Below are 16,561 nucleotides of genomic sequence, written 5' to 3'. Positions count from 1 at the left end.
GACGATCATGCCGAGCCCCGAGATCCTGGACGCGGCCCTGGTGTGGTGCAGCGCCGCGGCGGTGACTCCGGAGTCGATCAGCCACAGCGCCGTGAGGATCCAGCCCTGGTGGATGCGATCCCGCAGCAGCCGCACCCGAACCTCCAGCGCCGCGTCGGGCAGCGCGGCCAGCTGCGCGGCGTCGAGGTGTTCCACCGCGGCGGCCGCGCTGTAGGCGCGGGTGTCGGGCCCCAGCCGGCGCACCAGCGTCAGCGACCGCGCCGCGACGACGGCCTTGGCCATCGACCCGAGCGCTCCCTCCGCCAGCTTCGGCTCCCCGAACGGCAGGACGTCGCCCACCTGCGGCTGGTCCATCAGGGCGTGGCGGGCGACCGCGTCCTGGTCCCAGCCGGGCAGTTGCGCGGCGGCGACCACGTTGGCCGACACCCCGATGTAGGCGCGGTGGCCGAAGACCGCGATGGCCCGGCTGCCCCACTCGTCGTCGACGACGCCGCCCAGGGCGAGCACGTGACCCATGACCCGGCTGGCCGTGCGCAGGCCGCTCAGCTGGACGTCGAGCGTCATCGGGGTCAGCGGCCCGGGCAGCGCCTCGGCGAGCCCGGCCGCGCTGAAGACCGGGAACCGCGGATCGATCCGGTCGTCGAACTCCCCCTCCATGCCCTCGGGGGCCGCGCTGCGCAGGTCGTCGGACGGTCGGGGGCGCGGAAAAACCTCCACCGGGAGGGCCAGCCGGCGGTCGTGGCTTACGGCGCCCGCCGCGTGCAGCCGGCGCCCGACGAGTCCACGCGCGGTGTCCCCGATCGCCTCGAGCGCATGCCAGCCGAATTCGAAACCCCAATCCTCTTGCACCGCAGCGATATCCATTGCCGGGGTCAACTGCGGCCAGCTGCGGACCCGATTCAGCCGGGCGCGGGGGTCGACGGACCGCAGCAGGCGCCACGCGGTGACCACGTTGGTGGTGTCCGGGGTGGCCAGATCCACCACACCGGTGCGGTCGGTGTTCACCGAGGCGACCAGGAAACGCACCAGGTCGTCGAGGTGCAGGACTCGGACCGGCCGGGTGGAGACCGCAGAAATCTTCGTGCGCAGCAGCGTGGCGACGGTGCGGCACACCATCCAGTCGAGCTGCCGGCCGACCGGCGGCGCGATGCGGACGACCAGGCTGGGCGCCCAGCTGGTGGACACCAGCTCCTCGGCCGGCCGATACACCTCGGGCCTGCCCGCGCCCTGCGACACGAACAGCAGCCGAGCACCCGCGCGGGCGGCGGCGTCGGTGACGCGCGCGACGCCGTCGATGTCCGCGCTGCCGGGTGCGCTGGTGTCGATCGGGGCGAGGTGGACCACCGCGTCGGCTTCGTCGGCCAGGTCTCGCAGGACGGGGTGGCGCAGCGGCGCGCGTACGAACTCGACGCCGGGATCCAGGTAGGGGTGGGGGCGCTCAGCAATCCCGGTGACCGTGTGCCCAGCAGCCATCAACTGCCGTGCGACCAGCCGCCCGACTGCGCCGGTGGCGTCGGTAACCAGGATCTGCACCTGGGTCCACCTCTCCCAACGTCCAGTCTCGACAATAGGCAAGTCGATAGCACTTACGCGACCGTTACCCCGGTAACGGCGCGCTGGCCTGCGATGATGTTCTCGGTCGGCTACTGCAACGCCGCGGCGCCGTCCGCGGTGACGGCAACTTTGGCGCCACCGATATCTTCGCGCACGGTCGCTTCGGCGGCCGCGGGATCCGCGATGACGGCCAGGGTGCGTGACCCGTCGGGCGTGCGCACCGAGAGGAAGGCCTTCTCGGGTTTTCCGTCGCGGTCAAACGGCGTCGTCCACGCTTCGACGGTCCCGACGCCCTCCCACTCGACCGGGCCGTCGCGGGTGGGCTCGCGGTCGACCGCCGGTTGGGTGTCCTCCCAACGAAATTCGGCCGGAGGCTCGGTGCCGTAGACGCCGAAGCTGTGTTTGGTCAGGTAGCCGCCGTTGGCGGTGATGAGGGCCCGGCGTCCGGGATTGGCCACCAGCAACTCGGCCACGGTGGCGATGGAATGCATCACGTAGTTGCTCCACGGGCCGCCGGCGAACGTCAGCCCGCCGGTCACGGTGAGCGGGCGGGCGGGGTCGTCGACGCTCAGTCCGAGCTCGCCGGCCGCGACCTGTACGGCGGAGGGAAAACAGGAGTACAGGTCGACGTAGTCGACGTCGTCGGCGCCCAGGCCGGCCAGCTCGAGCGCCCGCGCCCCGGCGATCCGGATGGCCGCCGAGCGGTGCAGCTCGTCGCGCTCGGCGATGGCCGGGGTGTCGTGGGCGTCGGTGCCCGCGTACGGGAAGACCCACCGCTCGGCGGGGATGTGCAGGCGCTTTGCCTGCTCGACCGAGGTCAGGATCAGCGCGGCGCCCTGGTCGACCATGTTGTTGGAGTTCATCAGTTTGGTGTACGGCCAGCTGATCATCCGGTTCTGCGGCCCGGGCCACCGGATTTCCTCGGCGGTCACCGGTTTGCGGATCCACGCGTGCGGGTTGCCGACCGCGACGGCGTTGAACCGCGCCCACAGCCCGCCGATGCGCTCGAGGTGGTCCTCGATCGATTCGCCGTTGGCGATGCGAAGCGCCTGTTCGAACAGCGGGTAGACGTAGGCCGGTCGGTCGAGCCCGATCCTGATCTCCGCGTCGCCGGCCATCGGGACGTCGTCGCCGCTGACCGGTGCCAATGGGACGGCCTCGTCCTGCACGGTCCACTCGAGCCTGGCGCCCTTGGCCCTCAGCCCCCTGCGGGTGCGCCAGGTTTCGGCGCCGGCCAGCAGCACGACGCCGGCCTGGCCCCGCTGGATGTCCAGGCAGGCCTGGTTGACCAGCGACTGCGGCACGTTGCCGCCGACGGGGCTGTACAGGGTGGTGAAGTCAGCGGCGCCGATCCGCCGGCCGAGCAGCAGCCCGGGATCGCGGTAGTGAGCCGAGAGCACATTCACCACGCGGATGGAATCCACGGCCGCGAGCACCCGGGAGTCCGCGGCCTCGCGGGCCGCGGCGGCCATCAGGTCGACCGGCTCGACCGACCGCGTCGCGGGGTCGATCTCACCCCGGTGATTGACCTGGCCGTAGCCGATCAACACCGGTGTCCTGGAATCGACGGTCATACGACTGAACCTATCGGACTCAGAGTATGCGGCCGGCCGCACACTCGGTGCGGACGGACCGCTCAGGCGTTCTCATGGGTGGTCGCGAACAGCACGCCCTCCTGGATGAGCCGCTCGGTCTCGTCGGCGCTCATGCCGAGCAGATCGCGGCAGATCTCCCGCGTGTCCTGGCCGGGCAGGGGCGCCGGGCGCTGCGGGGCGGGCGGAATGTGCTGAAACGGCGCCGGTCCCGTCTCCGCCGGAAGCGGCCGCTCCACCAGCGGATGAACCATGTCGCTGAACAGGTTTCGCTCGATCAGCTGCGGGTCCTCCAGGATGTCGGGCGGACGGTTCATCGGCCCGGCCGCCACCCCGGCCGACTGCAGCAGTTCGGCGACGCGCACCGGGGTGCGGGTGCGGGTCAGGGCCGCCACCAGCTCCACCAGCTCGCGCCGGTTGGCCAGCCGCGCCTCGCCGGTGGCGAAGCGCGGGTCGTCCGCCCAATGCGGATGATCGAAAAGGTTTGCCACGCGGCGCCATTCGTCGTCGGAACCGATCGAGATGACGCACCATTCGTCGTCGCCGGCGCACCGGCACACCGCGTGCAGGCCGGTGTCGTCGCGCATCGGGCCGATGCCCGCGGCCCGTGCGGCCTCCGCGACGTAGAGCGTGTCGAGCTGATTGATCACGACCTCGGCCTGCGAGATGTGCACGTGGGCTCCGCGACCGGTCCGATTGCGGTGGATCAGCGCGGCCAGCGCGGCGATCGCGGTCACCCGCCCGACCACATGATCGGGGAAGATCGTCGTCGCGTCGTAAAAGGAATGCCTTGCGCCGTCGGCGTCCTCGCCCGGATCGTCGGACGTCCACAGCCGGGTGACGCCGGTGGCGGCGCGCACCAGCGGCCCGTAGCCCAGCCGGGTGCTCCACGGCCCGGTGTCGCCGAAGGCGCTGCTGCCGGCGAGCACGATCCGCGGGTTGAGCCGGCGCAGGGTTTCGTGCGGAAACCCAAGGGCGGTAAGGGTTCCCGGTTTGAAGTTGGCGAATACCGCGTCGGCCTCGGCGACCAGGCGGCCGAACACATCCTTGCCCCGCTCGCTGCGCAGGTCCAGGCCGAGCCCGAGCTGATTGCGGTGGGTCCACGCGAACGACTCGCTCATGGCGTCGCCGGCGCGGGCCTGCCGCAGCCCGTCCGGGTATTCGGCGCTTTCGACCTTGATGACCTCTGCGCCCAGGTCGCCGAACAGCCGGCCCAACTCGCCGCCGGCGACGATGATGCCGAGGTCGAGGATCCGCAGCCCCGCCAACGGCTGCTCGCCGACCCGGCCCGACGGCGCCGGCACCACCACCGGACTGCCGCGCCAGTACGGGTCGTCGGCCCCCGCGGTGGGGGCCGGCGCGCGAAAACCCGACCGCTGGCCGTCGACCACGAAATAACCGGTGGGGACGCTGGTGCGCACCCCGGGGACGAGTTCGGCNGGCGCCGCGGTCGCCGGCGGCGGCCTGCCCGTGCGCGCCGAACGCCGGGTCGAGCGCCATCACGACGGCGTCGAAACGCGAAAAATCGATGTAATCACCCGTACCACAACGTAATCGGTTGTAGTAGGCGACAAGCGCGGCCCACGCCGCCTGCACGGCGGCGGTGGACGAAGCGATTCCGACGGGCGGCAACACCGGGGTGCCGGTGGTGGGACCGGATCGCGACAGCGCGCCGCACATCGCGTACAACACCGCGTCGGTGGCGCGCCACGACGACCGCGGGCCCCTCGCGCCGAAGTCGGTGATCGACAGCACCACCAGGTGCGGGTAGCGGGCGGCCAAGTCGGGGCCGGGAGCCCCGAAGGCACCGGCCAGGCCGTCAAGGCCACTGTCCACGACGATGTCGGCCTCGCCGGCGAGGCCGAGCAATCGGTAGCAGTCCTCCTCCTCGAACGGATCCAGCACGGCGCTGCGCTTGTTGGCGTTGTGCACGGCGAACGGGATGCTCGCGCCGGCCAGCGTCGGCAATTCGTCGCGACCCAGGTTGCCGCCGGGGGGTTCCACCTTGAGCACGTCGGCGCCCAGGTCGGCGAACAGCCGGGTCACCGCGTCGGCGTCGCCGCTCGACAGGTCGAGGACGCGCACACCCTCGAGCAACGGGTCGGCCATCCGCCCACGGTACCCGGAGCATCCTCAGCTAACCGCGCGTGTTCGCGCCGCGACCAAATGCCCAGCCGCCCAAGCCGGTTCGAACGGAAAACGGGACCCGCTACGCTCGGTAGTTCTGCCGACGATCCCCGGATGGAGGACTCCGACCCGTGACCGCGCACCTGAGCTACGTCGAGGCCCTGATCGTCGGCGCTTTCCAGGGCGTCACCGAGTTGTTCCCGGTCTCCAGCCTCGGTCATGCGGTGCTGGTGCCGGCCCTGGTGGGTGGGCAATGGGCGCGCGACCTGAACGTCTCCACCCCCGAATCGCCCTACCTGGCGTTCATCGTCGGCCTGCACGTCGCCACCGCCGCCGCCCTGCTGGTGTTCTTCTGGCGGGACTGGCTGCGCATCGTGGCCGGCTTCGTCTCGTCGGTGCGGTACCGCCGGATCCAGGCGCCCGACGAGCGGCTCGCCTGGCTGATCGTGGTCGGCACCATCCCGGTGGGGCTGGCCGGCGTGGCCCTCGAGCACCTCTTCCGAACCACGCTGGGCAAGCCGATACCCGCGGCGGCGTTCCTCTTGCTGAACGGCATCGTGCTGTACGCCGGTGAGGTGCTGCGCCGCCGGGTTTCCCCGGCGGGTGACGAAGAGCACGAGGACCACCGCGGCGAGGCGATCGACAACCGACTCGCCCAGCTGCCGATGCGCCGCGGCCTGCTGATCGGGGCGTCCCAGATTCTGGCCCTGCTGCCCGGCATCAGCCGATCCGGCATCGCCATGGTGGCCGGGCTGTGGCGCGGCCTGTCGCACGAGGACGCCGCCCGCTTCTCCTTCTTGCTGGCCACGCCGATCATCCTGGCCGCCGGTGTCTACAAGATCCCCGACCTGTTCGGGCCGCTCGGGGCCGGAATCGGCGGCCAGGTGCTGGCCGGCAGCGTCGCGTCGTTCGTCGCCGCCTACCTGGCCGTGCGGTTCCTGACCCGGTACTTCCAGACCCGCACCCTGACACCGTTCGCCGTCTACTGCGCGCTGGTCGGCGCCGGTAGCCTGGTGTGGCTCACCTTGCACTAAGGGTTCGACGGTCGGAGGTGACGAACATGAATCGGTCCGGATCCGCAGGTCCCGCACTCCCGCTCGAGTCGGTGTGGGATTACCCTCGGCCGCCCCGCGTCGAGTCGTTCACGGCCCCGGTGACCGTCGAGTTGGGTGGCCAAGTGATCGCGTCCACCCGCCAGTGCTGGCGGGTCCTCGAGACCAGTCATCCGCCGACCTATTACCTCCCCCGCCACGCGTTCGCCGACGGGGCCCTGCGCCGCGCGGGCGGCAGCTCCTGGTGTGAATGGAAAGGCCGGGCAACCTATTACGACCTGGTCGGCGGCGGCATCGTCGCCCCGAAAGCCGCGTGGAGCTACCTGAATCCGACGCCGGGGTTCGAGTCGATCGCCGGCGCGGTCGCGATCATGGCGGCGGCGGTCGACCGCTGCACGGTCAATGGCGAGGTCGTGGTGCCGCAACCGGGCGGTTTCTACGGCGGCTGGATCACCAGCTGGGTGTCGGGTCCGTCAAAGGCATTCCGGGGTCGGCGGGGTGGTGACCGTCGACGTCATCGGCGGCCGATAAGTGTCGGACAACGAGGTTGAGGTCGTCGTCATCGGCGTGGGGCTGGCCGGATTGCGTTGCACCGCCGAACTGCTGCTGCGGGAGCGCCTCGGCTCCGCTCGTTGAGTTGACGTCCGTTCCGCCGGCCCGGTCCTTGCGGCCCGCGGCGCCGAGTGCTGTGCTTACCCCATCGCCAACCTGACACCCGTCAACTTTTCTGGGAGGACCAAATGGCTGATACGGCATCCATCGGCCTGAAGGTGCGCGACAAGGTAATCGTGATCACCGGTGGGGCGCGGGGAATCGGGCTGGCCACCGCGACCGCGCTGCACAACCTGGGCGCCAGGGTCGCCATCGGCGACGTCGACGAGGTGCGGGTGAAGGAGTCGGGCGCCGCGCTCGGGCTGGACGTCTACGGCAAGCTCGACGTCACCGACGCGCATTCTTTCGCCGAGTTCCTCGACGACGTCGAGCGCCAACTCGGCCCGATCGACGTGCTGATCAACAACGCCGGCATCATGCCGGTCGGCCGCATCGTCGACGAGCCGGACGCGGTCACCCGCCGCATCCTGGACATCAACGTCTACGGCGTGATCCTGGGCAGCAAGCTGGCCGCGCAGCGCATGGTCCCGCGCGGCTGCGGGCACGTCATCAACGTCGCCTCGCTGGCCGGGGAGCTCAACGTCGTCGGCCTGGCCACCTACTGCGCCAGCAAGCACGCGGTGGTCGGGTTCAGCGACTCGGCCCGGCTGGAGTACCACTCGACCGGCGTGAAGTTCTCCATGGTGTTGCCGACGTTCGTCAACACCGAGCTCGTGGCCGGCACCCCCGGGATGAAGGGGTTTCGGAACGCCGAGCCGGCGGAGATCGCCGACGCGATCGTCGGGCTGGTGGCCCACCCGAGGCCGCGGGTGCGGATCACCAAGGCGGCGGGCGCGATGGTGGTGTCCCAGAAATTCTGGCCGCGCCGGCTCGCCGAGGGGCTCAACCGCATGCTCGGCGGCGACCATGTCTTCACCGACGACGTCGACGTCGAAAAACGCCGGGCCTACGAGGCGCGCGCCCGCGGCGAGGAGTAGACGGGCACCGTTCACCTCAGGCGCGGACAATCAGGCGGGTGACCGCACAAACCGCCGCAACCCCGACAACCGTCGCTCTGGCCGACGACGAACTCGCCCTCATCAATGCGTACTGGCGCGCCGCCAATTACCTGTCGGTCGGGCAGATCTACCTGCTCGACAACCCGCTGCTGACGGAGCCCCTGTCGCCCGAACACGTCAAGCCCCGACTGTTGGGGCACTGGGGCACCACGCCCGGGCTCAACCTCGTCTACGTCCATCTGAACCGGATCATCCGCAACCGCGACGCCAACGTCATCTACGTCACCGGGCCCGGCCACGGCGGCCCCGGGCTGGTCGCCAACGCCTACCTGGAGGGCACCTACAGCGAGGTGTACACCGGCATCGAGGAAGACGCCGAAGGGCTGCGAAAGTTGTTCCGGCAGTTCTCCTTTCCCGGCGGCATCCCCAGCCACGTCGCGGCCCAGACCCCGGGGTCGATCCACGAGGGCGGCGAGCTGGGCTACGCGCTGGTGCACGCCTACGGCGCGGCGTTCGACAACCCCGACCTGGTGGTGGCCTGCGTGGTCGGCGACGGCGAGGCGGAGACGGGTCCGCTGGCCGCCAGCTGGCACTCCAACAAATTCCTCAACCCGGTCACCGACGGCGCGGTGCTGCCGATCCTGGCGCTCAACGGCTACAAGATCGCCAACCCGACGGTGCTGGCCCGCATCCCGCACGCCGAGCTGGAAGCGTTGCTGCGCGGGTACGGCTACCGGCCGATCACGGTCGCCGGTGACGACCCGGCCGACGTGCACCGCCAGCTGGCCGCCGCGCTCGACGACGCGTTCGACGACATCGCGGCCATCCAGAGCGCGGCGCGGGCCGGCAACGGGGTGGAGCGCCCCGTCTGGCCGATGATCGTGCTGCGCACCCCCAAGGGCTGGACCGGCCCGAAGATGGTCGACGGCAAGAAGGTCGAGGGCACCTGGCGGGCGCACCAGGTGCCGCTGGCCGAGACCCACGACAACCCCACCCACCGCGCGCAGCTGGAGGANAGAGGAGTATAAGAGACAGCCCTGGCGCCCCGCGGCGAGCGCCGGATGAGCGCCAACCCGCACGCCAACGGCGGCCTGCTGCTGCACGACCTCGACCTGCCCGACTTCCGCGACTACGCCGTGCCGGTGTCGCGCCCGGCCACCGAGACCCACGAGGCCACCCGCGTGCTGGGCACCTTCCTGCGCGACGTGATCGCCCGCAACCCCGACCGGTTCCGCCTGATGGGTCCCGACGAGACCGCGTCCAACCGGCTCGACGCCGTGTACGGGGCGACCGCCAAGGTGTGGATGTCGGAGATCGGGCCCGACGACGAGCACCTCGCGCCCGACGGCCGGGTGATGGAGGTGCTCTCCGAGCACCTGTGCCAGGGCTGGCTGGAGGGCTACCTGCTGACCGGCCGGCACGGCCTGTTCAACTGCTACGAGGCGTTCGTGCACATCGTCGACTCGATGCTCAACCAGCACGCGAAGTGGCTTGCCACCAGCCGGGAACTGCCGTGGCGGCGGCCGATCGCGTCGCTGAACTACCTGCTGACCTCGCATGTGTGGCGCCAGGACCACAACGGGGCGTCGCACCAGGATCCCGGGTTCATCGACCTGGTCGCGAACAAGCGCGCCGAGCTGACCCGGGTGTACCTGCCGCCGGACGGCAACACGCTGCTGTCGGTCGCCGACCACTGCCTGCGCAGCCGCAATTACGTCAACGTGATCGTCGCCGGCAAGCAACCCGCGCTGGCCTACCTCGACATGGACCAGGCCATCGCGCACTGCGCGCGCGGCCTGGGCATCTGGCAATGGGCGAGCACCGCCACCGCCGAACCCGATGTGGTCCTCGCCTGCGCCGGGGACATCCCGACCCTGGAGACCCTGGCCGCCGCCGACATCCTGCGCCGCGAACTGCCCGGGCTGGCCGTCCGGGTAATCAACGTCGTCGACCTGATGCGGCTGCAGCCCGAGTCCGAGCACCCACATGGCTTGCCGGACAGGGAGTTTGACGCGCTGTTCACCCGCGACAAGCCGGTGATCTTCGCCTACCACGGCTACCCGTGGTTGATCCACCGGCTCACCTATCGGCGCACCAACCACCCGCACATCCACGTGCGCGGCTTCAAGGAGCGCGGCACCACCACGACGCCGTTCGACATGGTGATGCTCAACGACCTCGACCGCTTCCATTTGGTCATCGACGTCATCGACCGGGTGGACGGGCTGGCCAGCCAGGCGGCGGTGCTGCGCCAGCGCATGGTCGACGCCCGCCTGGCCGCCCGCGCCTACACCCGCGAGCACGGCGAGGACGACCCGGCGGTCTCGGGGTGGACCTGGGAGGCGAACGAGCGGAACGAGCGTAGCGAGTGACGGGAGTGAGACGACCGATCGGACCTGGGAGGCGAACGAGCGGAACGAGCGTAGCGAGTGACGGGAGTGAGACGACCGATCAGACCTGGGAGGCGAGCTGAGCTGGGCCGACGGCCGGCGCAGGTAAACTTGCCGGATGCCCGACGCCATCGCTGCCGCACAGCCTTCGGCGCCGCATCGGTTCCACATGCACCTCGACATCGCCGTGGTCGTCGCGGTACTGGTGCTGACCAACTTGATCGCGCACTTCACCACGCCGTGGGCCAGCATCGCCACCGTCCCGGCCGCCGCCGTGGGCCTGGCGATGCTGATGCGGGCCAGGGGGCTGGAATGGGCCGACCTCGGCCTGGGCCGCGCGCACTGGAGGTCCGGGCTGGGGTATGCGCTGGGCGCCGTCGGCGTCGTGGCTGCGGTGATCGCGCTGGGCATCCTGTTGCCGATGACCCGGCCGATGTTCCTGAACAACCACTACGCCACGATCTCCGGCGCCCTGATCGCCTCGATGATCGTCATCCCGCTGCAGACCGTGATCCCCGAGGAGCTCGCGTTTCGGGGTGTGCTGCACGGTGCGCTGAACCGCGCCTGGGGTTTTCGGGGTGTGGCGCTGGGCGGGTCGCTGTTGTTCGGTCTCTGGCATGTCGCCACGTCGCTGGGGCTCACCAGCAACAACGTCGGCTTCACCCGGCTGTTCGGCGGCGGGTTCGCTGGAATGCTGGCAGGGGTGACGTTGGCCGTGTTGGCCACCGGGGCCGCCGGGTTCGTCTTCAGCTGGCTGCGCCGGCGAAGCGGCAGCCTGATCGCGCCCATCGCGCTGCACTGGTCGCTCAACGGGCTCGGTGCCCTGGCCGCGGCGCTGGTCTGGCACCTGTCGACCTGAGCCCCGCCTACACGAGCAGCACTGCGGCCCCGGCGATGCGCCCGGCGCTGAGGTCGGTGAGGGCTGCGTCGGCCTTTCCCAGTGGGTACTCCGGCGTGGTGACCTCGATGTGGTGCTGCCCGGCGAACTCGAGGAAAGCCCGCGCATCGGCCCGCGTGTTCGACGTGACCGACCGGACCTGGCGCTCCTGAAACAGGTGCCGCTGGTAGTTCAGGGGCGGGATGTCGGAGAGGTGAATGCCCGCGATCGCCNCCCGCCGACGGCGTTGCCGATCCGGCCCGCATTGGGGTCCACCGGCGGGGGCGGGGGCGCGTTCGGGTCAACCGGTGGTGGCGGCGGCGCCGGGTTTTGATCGCCCGGCTGGGCGGGCGGCGCCCCGGGGGCGCCCGGCGGGGGCGGCGTGGTGGCGGTCGCCGGCGCGGGCCCGGGTGCCGCCGTCGTGCTCGGCGGGACCGGGGTAGGGGTCTCGGGATCGGCGCTCGAGGTCGCCGGCAATGCGATGGCGACAGCGCTGGCGCTGGTCACCGTGGCAATCGCCAGCGTCGCCCAAAATCCTTTGCGACGTGTCGAGTTCGCGTCCACCTGCTCCATGGCGACGAACCTACCGTGTTGCGGCTGTGACGCAAGGGTGCCTTGCGGCGGTTTTGCCGATGTTGCCGATGTGCAACCTTGCGAGCGTCCGTGCAGGTCACTGCGGCGCCGGATACAGGGTCACCTCGTGTGCCTTGACGGAGAACCACACCCGCTCCCCGGGCGTCAGCCGCAACTCGGTGGCGGCGTCCGCGGTGATCTCCGCGGCCAGTCCCGGCGCGCCATCCGGCTGTTCCCGGCCCCGCACCAGGACCGCGGAGCCGCGGGCATCGAGCTCGGCCACCGTCACCTCGACCGTATTGCGTGGGCTGCCGTGCGGGTGATCCCGATACACGGCCACCGCCGCGGGCGGGAACACCGCGACCGCGTTGACGACGTGGGCGTCCAGCCGCTGGGCCGGGGTCGCGTGCCAGTGGGCGCCGGAGCGATCGCGCAGCACCCCGTCGGGTCCCACGGCGCCGTTGACGAGGTTGATGCCGGCGATGCGCGCACCGAAATGGCTGCGCGGCGCGGTGAGTACGTCTGCCACCGGCCCGAATTCGGCGATCCTCCCGGACTCGAGGACCAGCACGCGATCGGCCAGCGTGAACACGTCGAGCAGCTCGTGGGTGACCAGTACGACCGCGCAGCCGGTTCGGGTGACCACGGTGCGCAACACCGCGCGGATGCCCGCGGCCGCGGCGACGTCGAGCCCGGTCAGTGGCTCGTCGAGCAGCAGCACATCGGGTTCGGCGGCCAGGGCGCGGGCGATCGCCACCCGCTGGGCCTGGCCCCCGGACAGCTGCCGCGGTTTTCGGTCCGCGAAGCCCTCGGCGTCCACCTCGCGCAGCCAGCGCAGCGCGGTCGCCCGCTCGGTGGCACGAGTCGACCGGAAGAATCGGCGGCGGCTGTGCGGTCCGAAGGCCACGTTGGCCGCGACGCTCAGGTGCGGGAACAGCAGCGGATCCTGCAGCAGCAAACCCACCCGGCGATCGTGCGTCGCCACGTTCACCCCGGCCGCGGAGTCGGTCAGCACCCGATCCCCCAGCCGCACGACCCCCTCGTCCGGACGAACAAGGCCGGCGATCACGTGCAGCGCGGTGGACTTGCCGGCGCCGTTGGGTCCCAGCACAGCCAGCACCTCGCCCGCGGACACCGAAAACTCCACATCGAGGTTGCGTTCGGCTACGACGGCGCGCAACTGCAACTGGCTCACCGGTGCACCATCCTTAAGTCACTGATCTTCGATGGGTCGGTGATGCGCCCGAGGTGCCGCCAGGTCATCGCCTTGCTCGCTTGACACGGTTGATGTCCACGATGAGATCTGCGAGATCTGGCGGTTGCCTCATCGCGGCTCCCCGGTGCCGGTCCCGGTGAGCCGGCGCGCGCCCAGCCCCAGCACCACCATTGCCGCGACGGCCACCAGCAGGATCGACAGCGCCACCGCGGCGTTGGCGTCGCTGACCCGCTGCAGGTAGATCTCCAGCGGCAGCGTCCGGGTGACGCCCTGCCGGGAACCGGCGAACGTCAGCGTCGCGCCGAACTCCCCGAGCGAGCGTGCGAACGCCAGCACGGCTCCCGACGTCATGCCGGGCAGCAGCAGCGGCAGGGTCACCCGCCACCAGACCGCGCTGGGTCGTGCGCCCAGCGTCGCCGCCACCACCTCGTAGTCGGCTCCCGCGGTGCGCGCGGCGCCCTCGAGGGAGATCACCAGAAACGGCAGCGAGACGAACGTCTGCGCCAGCACCACCGCGGTGGTGCTGAAGGCGATGCTGACGCCGGCGGCCTCCAGGTAGTGCCCGATCAAGCCGAGCCGGCCGAATGCGTAGAGCAACGCGATGCCGCCCACCACCGGCGGCAGCACCAGCGGCAGCAGGATCAGCGGCCGCAGCAGCCGCACCGGGCGCGCCGTGCTGCGGGCCAGCACCAGGGCCACCGGCACCCCCAGCAGCACACACAGGGCGGTGCTGGCGGTGGCGGTCTTGAGGCTCAGCACCAGCGCCGTCCGGGACGAGGGGCTGGTGATCAGCGACCAGAAGTTGGGCCAGTCGACCTTGATCGCAATGGCCAGCAGCGGCAGCACCACGAACGCCGTGCCCACCGTGGCGGGGAGGTATACCCACCGCGGCAGATCCGTAGGCCGGTGCACGGGTCAGGGTTTGGCGAAGCCGTACTGGGCCAGGATGTTTTGCCCGGCGTCACCGGTCACCATGGCCACGAACTTCTGCGCCAACGCGGGGTGCGGGGCGCTCTTCAACACCGCGATCGGGTAGACGTTCACCGCCGCCGCGGCCTCCGGGAAATTCACGGTCGCCACCGTGTTGCTGGCGCCGCGGGCGTCCGTGACGTACACCAGCCCGGCGTCGGCCTGCCCCGTGGTGACCTTGTTCAGGACATCGGTCACGCTGAGCTCCTCGCTGACCGGGTTGAGGTGCACCCCCGTGTTGTCCTCGATGCGCCGGGTCGCCGCCCCGCACGGCACCGGGTTCTGGCAGATCACCACGCTCAGCCCCGGCCTGGTGAGGTCCACGAAGGATCCGACCTTTTTCGGGTTGTCCGCGGCGGTGACGATGACCAGCGTATTGGAGGCGAAGTTGGTCGGATTGCCGGCCAGCAGGCCCGCCTTGGCGACGGCGTCCATCTGGGCGGTGTCGGCCGACGCAAACACGTCGGCCGTCGCGCCCTGGGTCAACTGGGTGGCAAGCTCGGAGGACCCCGCGAACTCGAAATCGACTGTGCTGCTAGGATTTTCGCCGGTAAACTGCTGACTGATCCGAGTGAACACCGGCTTGAGCGAGGCGGCGCCGAACACCTCAAGCTTCCCGGACGCCTGAGGCGGGGCCGAGGGCGATTTCGAACCGCACCCGGCCAGGCCCGCGACCAGCAGCATGGAAATCGCACCGGCCAGGATCCCGATCCGCCGCATGCGTGCACCCTATCCCGCCGAGGATGCGGTCCGCTGTTGGGACGAATCGTCGCAAAAAAGTGACGCGTGAAGCGTTATGCAAATTTATCCGCGCGTCGCGCGCGTCCGGAATTTCATCGACAGCTACTGTCCAGTAACATGAACCGTGGATTGATGCCATAGCGGCCGAGACAGGGAGGGCATGGCAGTGGAAGTGCTGGTCACGGGCGGGGACACGGACCTGGGGCGCACGGTTGCCGAGGGCTTCCGCGATGACGGTCACAAGGTGACCCTCGTGGGCGCGCGCTGCGACGACCTCGAGATCGCCGCCAAGGAGCTCGATGCGGACGCGATCGTCTGCGACACCACCGACCCGGCCAGCCTGGAATCGGTGCGCGGGTTGTTCCCGCATCACTTAGACACCATCGTCCACGTGCCGGCGCCGACCCGGGACCAGGGCGACCCCCGCACCTACTCGCCATCCGACACCGCCGCCGCGTGGCGCCATGCCCTCGACGCGACGGTGCTCTCAGCGGTGCTGACCGTGCAGGCCGTCGGCGATAACCTTCGCTCCGGTGGCTCCATCATCGGCGTGGTGGCCGAGAACCCCACCGCCGGGAGCGTCGACGCCGCAATCAAAGCGACACTGTCCAATTGGATCGCCGGGCAGGCGGACATCTTCGGCACCCGCGGCATCACGATCAACGCCGTGGCCAGTGGACGCAGCGTCCAGCCCGGCTACGACGGCCTTTCCCGCACCACGCCACCGGCCGCCGCGGAGGTGGCCCGCTTGGCGCTGTTCCTCACCACCCCGGCGGCTCGCCACATCACCGGCCAGACGCTGCACGTGAGCCACGGCGCGCTGGCGCATTTCGCCTGAGGCTGAATCCAAATCGGCTTGACGCTCTGGTTCGGACGCCCGGGCGGTGGCTACGGTAGCTAGCGTGGCTATTCGACTCGGTTTGCAGATTCCCAACTTTTCCTACGGCACCGGGGTGGACAAGCTCTTCCCCACCGTTCTGGCCCAGGCCCGCGAGGCCGAAGCGGCAGGATTCGATTCGGTCTTCGTGATGGACCACTTCTACCAGCTGCCCATGCTGGGCGATCCCGACCAGCCGATGCTGGAGGCCTACACCGCGCTGGGCGCGCTGGCCACCGGAACCGAACGGGTGCAGCTGGGCACCCTGGTGACCGGCAACACGTATCGCAATCCGACGCTGCTGGCCAAGATCATCACGACGCTGGACGTGGTGAGCCAGGGCCGGGCCATCCTGGGTATCGGGGCCGGCTGGTTCGAGCTCGAGCACCACCAGCTGGGCTTCGAATTCGGCACCTTCACCGACAGGTTCAACCGGCTCGACGAGGCGCTACAGATCATCCTGCCGATGCTCAAGGGCGAGCGGCCGACCTTCTCCGGCAAGTGGTATCGGGTCGACCAGGCGATGGCCAATCCCCGCTTCCGCGACCACATTCCGTTGATGATCGGCGGCAGCGGCGAGAAGAAGACGATCCCGATGGCCGCGCGGCACTTCGACCACCTCAACGTCATCGCCGGGTTCGACGAGCTGCCGGCGAAGCTGAAGGTCGTGCAGCAGCGCTGCGAGGAGATCGGCCGCGACCCGGCCACGCTGGAGACCAGCACCCTGACCACGGCGGTCATCGACGAGAACTTCAAGGCCGACCAGATCCCCGCCGAGATGACCCAGCGCATGGTGGTCGGTAGCGCCGAGTCGGTCGCCGAACAAATCCAGACCAAGGTGCTGGACGCCGGGATCGACGGGGTGATCATTAATTTGCCCTTCTACACGCCGGGCATCATCAGCGCGGCCGGCGAAGCGCTGCGCCCCGTCGTCGGGCTGTAACGCACGACGCATTGGGCATCGGGCATGACGAGTATCACGC

The 16,561-nt window shown here is 70.2% G+C and carries 10 protein-coding genes and 5 pseudogenes; 7 read left to right on the top strand and 8 right to left on the bottom strand.

The genetic code is table 11. The features are described from left to right. From BN4348_RS41045 to BN4348_RS41035, 3 genes and pseudogenes are all read right to left on the bottom strand, one after another. On the bottom strand, positions 1-1,533 hold a 1,533-nt coding region (locus tag BN4348_RS41045; RefSeq protein ID WP_066912604.1), incomplete at its 3' end, for an NAD-dependent epimerase/dehydratase family protein. A gap of 110 nt (positions 1,534-1,643) precedes the next feature. Beyond that, the gene (locus BN4348_RS41040; protein ID WP_066912602.1) at positions 1,644-3,128 is read right to left on the bottom strand and encodes an acetyl-CoA acetyltransferase; all 1,485 of its coding nucleotides are present in this window, start codon (positions 3,126-3,128) and stop codon (positions 1,644-1,646) included. Positions 3,129-3,190: 62 nt separating this feature from the next. Then, positions 3,191-5,255: pseudogene (locus BN4348_RS41035) on the bottom strand (CoA transferase). 149 nt (positions 5,256-5,404) lie between these two features. Between BN4348_RS41035 and BN4348_RS41030 the strand changes: the two are divergent. The 5 genes and pseudogenes from BN4348_RS41030 to BN4348_RS41010 all read left to right on the top strand — a co-directional run bounded on the left by BN4348_RS41030 (position 5,405) and on the right by BN4348_RS41010 (position 11,184). After that, a complete protein-coding gene (locus BN4348_RS41030; RefSeq protein WP_066912600.1) occupies positions 5,405-6,307 on the top strand; it encodes an undecaprenyl-diphosphate phosphatase in 903 nt (300 codons plus the stop codon). A gap of 26 nt (positions 6,308-6,333) precedes the next feature. Further along, positions 6,334-6,830, top strand: a pseudogene (locus BN4348_RS41025) (DUF427 domain-containing protein). Between the two features lie 235 nt (positions 6,831-7,065). After that, a complete protein-coding gene (locus BN4348_RS41020) occupies positions 7,066-7,914 on the top strand; it encodes an SDR family oxidoreductase (RefSeq protein WP_066912598.1) in 849 nt (282 codons plus the stop codon). A gap of 38 nt (positions 7,915-7,952) precedes the next feature. After that, positions 7,953-10,307, top strand: a pseudogene (locus BN4348_RS41015) (phosphoketolase family protein). A gap of 136 nt (positions 10,308-10,443) precedes the next feature. Continuing rightward, positions 10,444-11,184 carry a CPBP family intramembrane glutamic endopeptidase gene (locus BN4348_RS41010; protein ID WP_066912596.1) on the top strand — a complete coding sequence of 247 codons (741 nt, stop codon included), beginning with the start codon at positions 10,444-10,446 and terminating at the stop codon, positions 11,182-11,184. Positions 11,185-11,191: 7 nt separating this feature from the next. Here BN4348_RS41010 and BN4348_RS41005 read toward each other — a convergent pair. The 5 genes and pseudogenes from BN4348_RS41005 to modA form a co-directional block, all read right to left on the bottom strand. Next, positions 11,192-11,434 (bottom strand): annotated as a pseudogene (locus tag BN4348_RS41005) (alcohol dehydrogenase); the annotation flags it as partial. 2 nt (positions 11,435-11,436) lie between these two features. Then, positions 11,437-11,775: pseudogene (locus BN4348_RS41000) on the bottom strand (hypothetical protein); the annotation flags it as partial. A 97-nt stretch (positions 11,776-11,872) separates the two neighbouring features. Continuing rightward, positions 11,873-12,970: a sulfate/molybdate ABC transporter ATP-binding protein gene (locus BN4348_RS40995; RefSeq protein ID WP_066912593.1), complete on the bottom strand. Its 1,098-nt coding sequence runs from the start codon at positions 12,968-12,970 to the stop codon at positions 11,873-11,875. A gap of 129 nt (positions 12,971-13,099) precedes the next feature. After that, the gene (locus BN4348_RS40990) at positions 13,100-13,903 is read right to left on the bottom strand and encodes an ABC transporter permease (RefSeq protein WP_066912591.1); all 804 of its coding nucleotides are present in this window, start codon (positions 13,901-13,903) and stop codon (positions 13,100-13,102) included. 3 nt (positions 13,904-13,906) lie between these two features. Beyond that, positions 13,907-14,680 carry a molybdate ABC transporter substrate-binding protein gene (gene modA, locus BN4348_RS40985; RefSeq protein ID WP_066912590.1) on the bottom strand — a complete coding sequence of 258 codons (774 nt, stop codon included), beginning with the start codon at positions 14,678-14,680 and terminating at the stop codon, positions 13,907-13,909. Between the two features lie 181 nt (positions 14,681-14,861). On the opposite strand from modA, the gene BN4348_RS40980 reads away from it, so the two are divergent. Beyond that, on the top strand, positions 14,862-15,539 hold the full coding sequence (locus tag BN4348_RS40980) for an SDR family oxidoreductase (RefSeq protein WP_066912589.1): 678 nt from the start codon (positions 14,862-14,864) through the stop codon (positions 15,537-15,539). A 64-nt stretch (positions 15,540-15,603) separates the two neighbouring features. Then, complete coding sequence (locus tag BN4348_RS40975) at positions 15,604-16,521, top strand: LLM class F420-dependent oxidoreductase (RefSeq protein ID WP_066912588.1); 918 nt, start codon at positions 15,604-15,606, stop codon at positions 16,519-16,521. The last annotated feature ends 40 nt before the right edge of the window (positions 16,522-16,561 follow it).

Origin of the sequence: Mycobacterium interjectum, from assembly GCF_900078675.2 — a bacterium.
Classification (GTDB): Bacteria; Actinomycetota; Actinomycetes; order Mycobacteriales; family Mycobacteriaceae; genus Mycobacterium; species Mycobacterium interjectum.
Note: the sequence above shows the minus strand (reverse complement) of the source record. Positions and strands in the feature narration are given on the sequence as shown.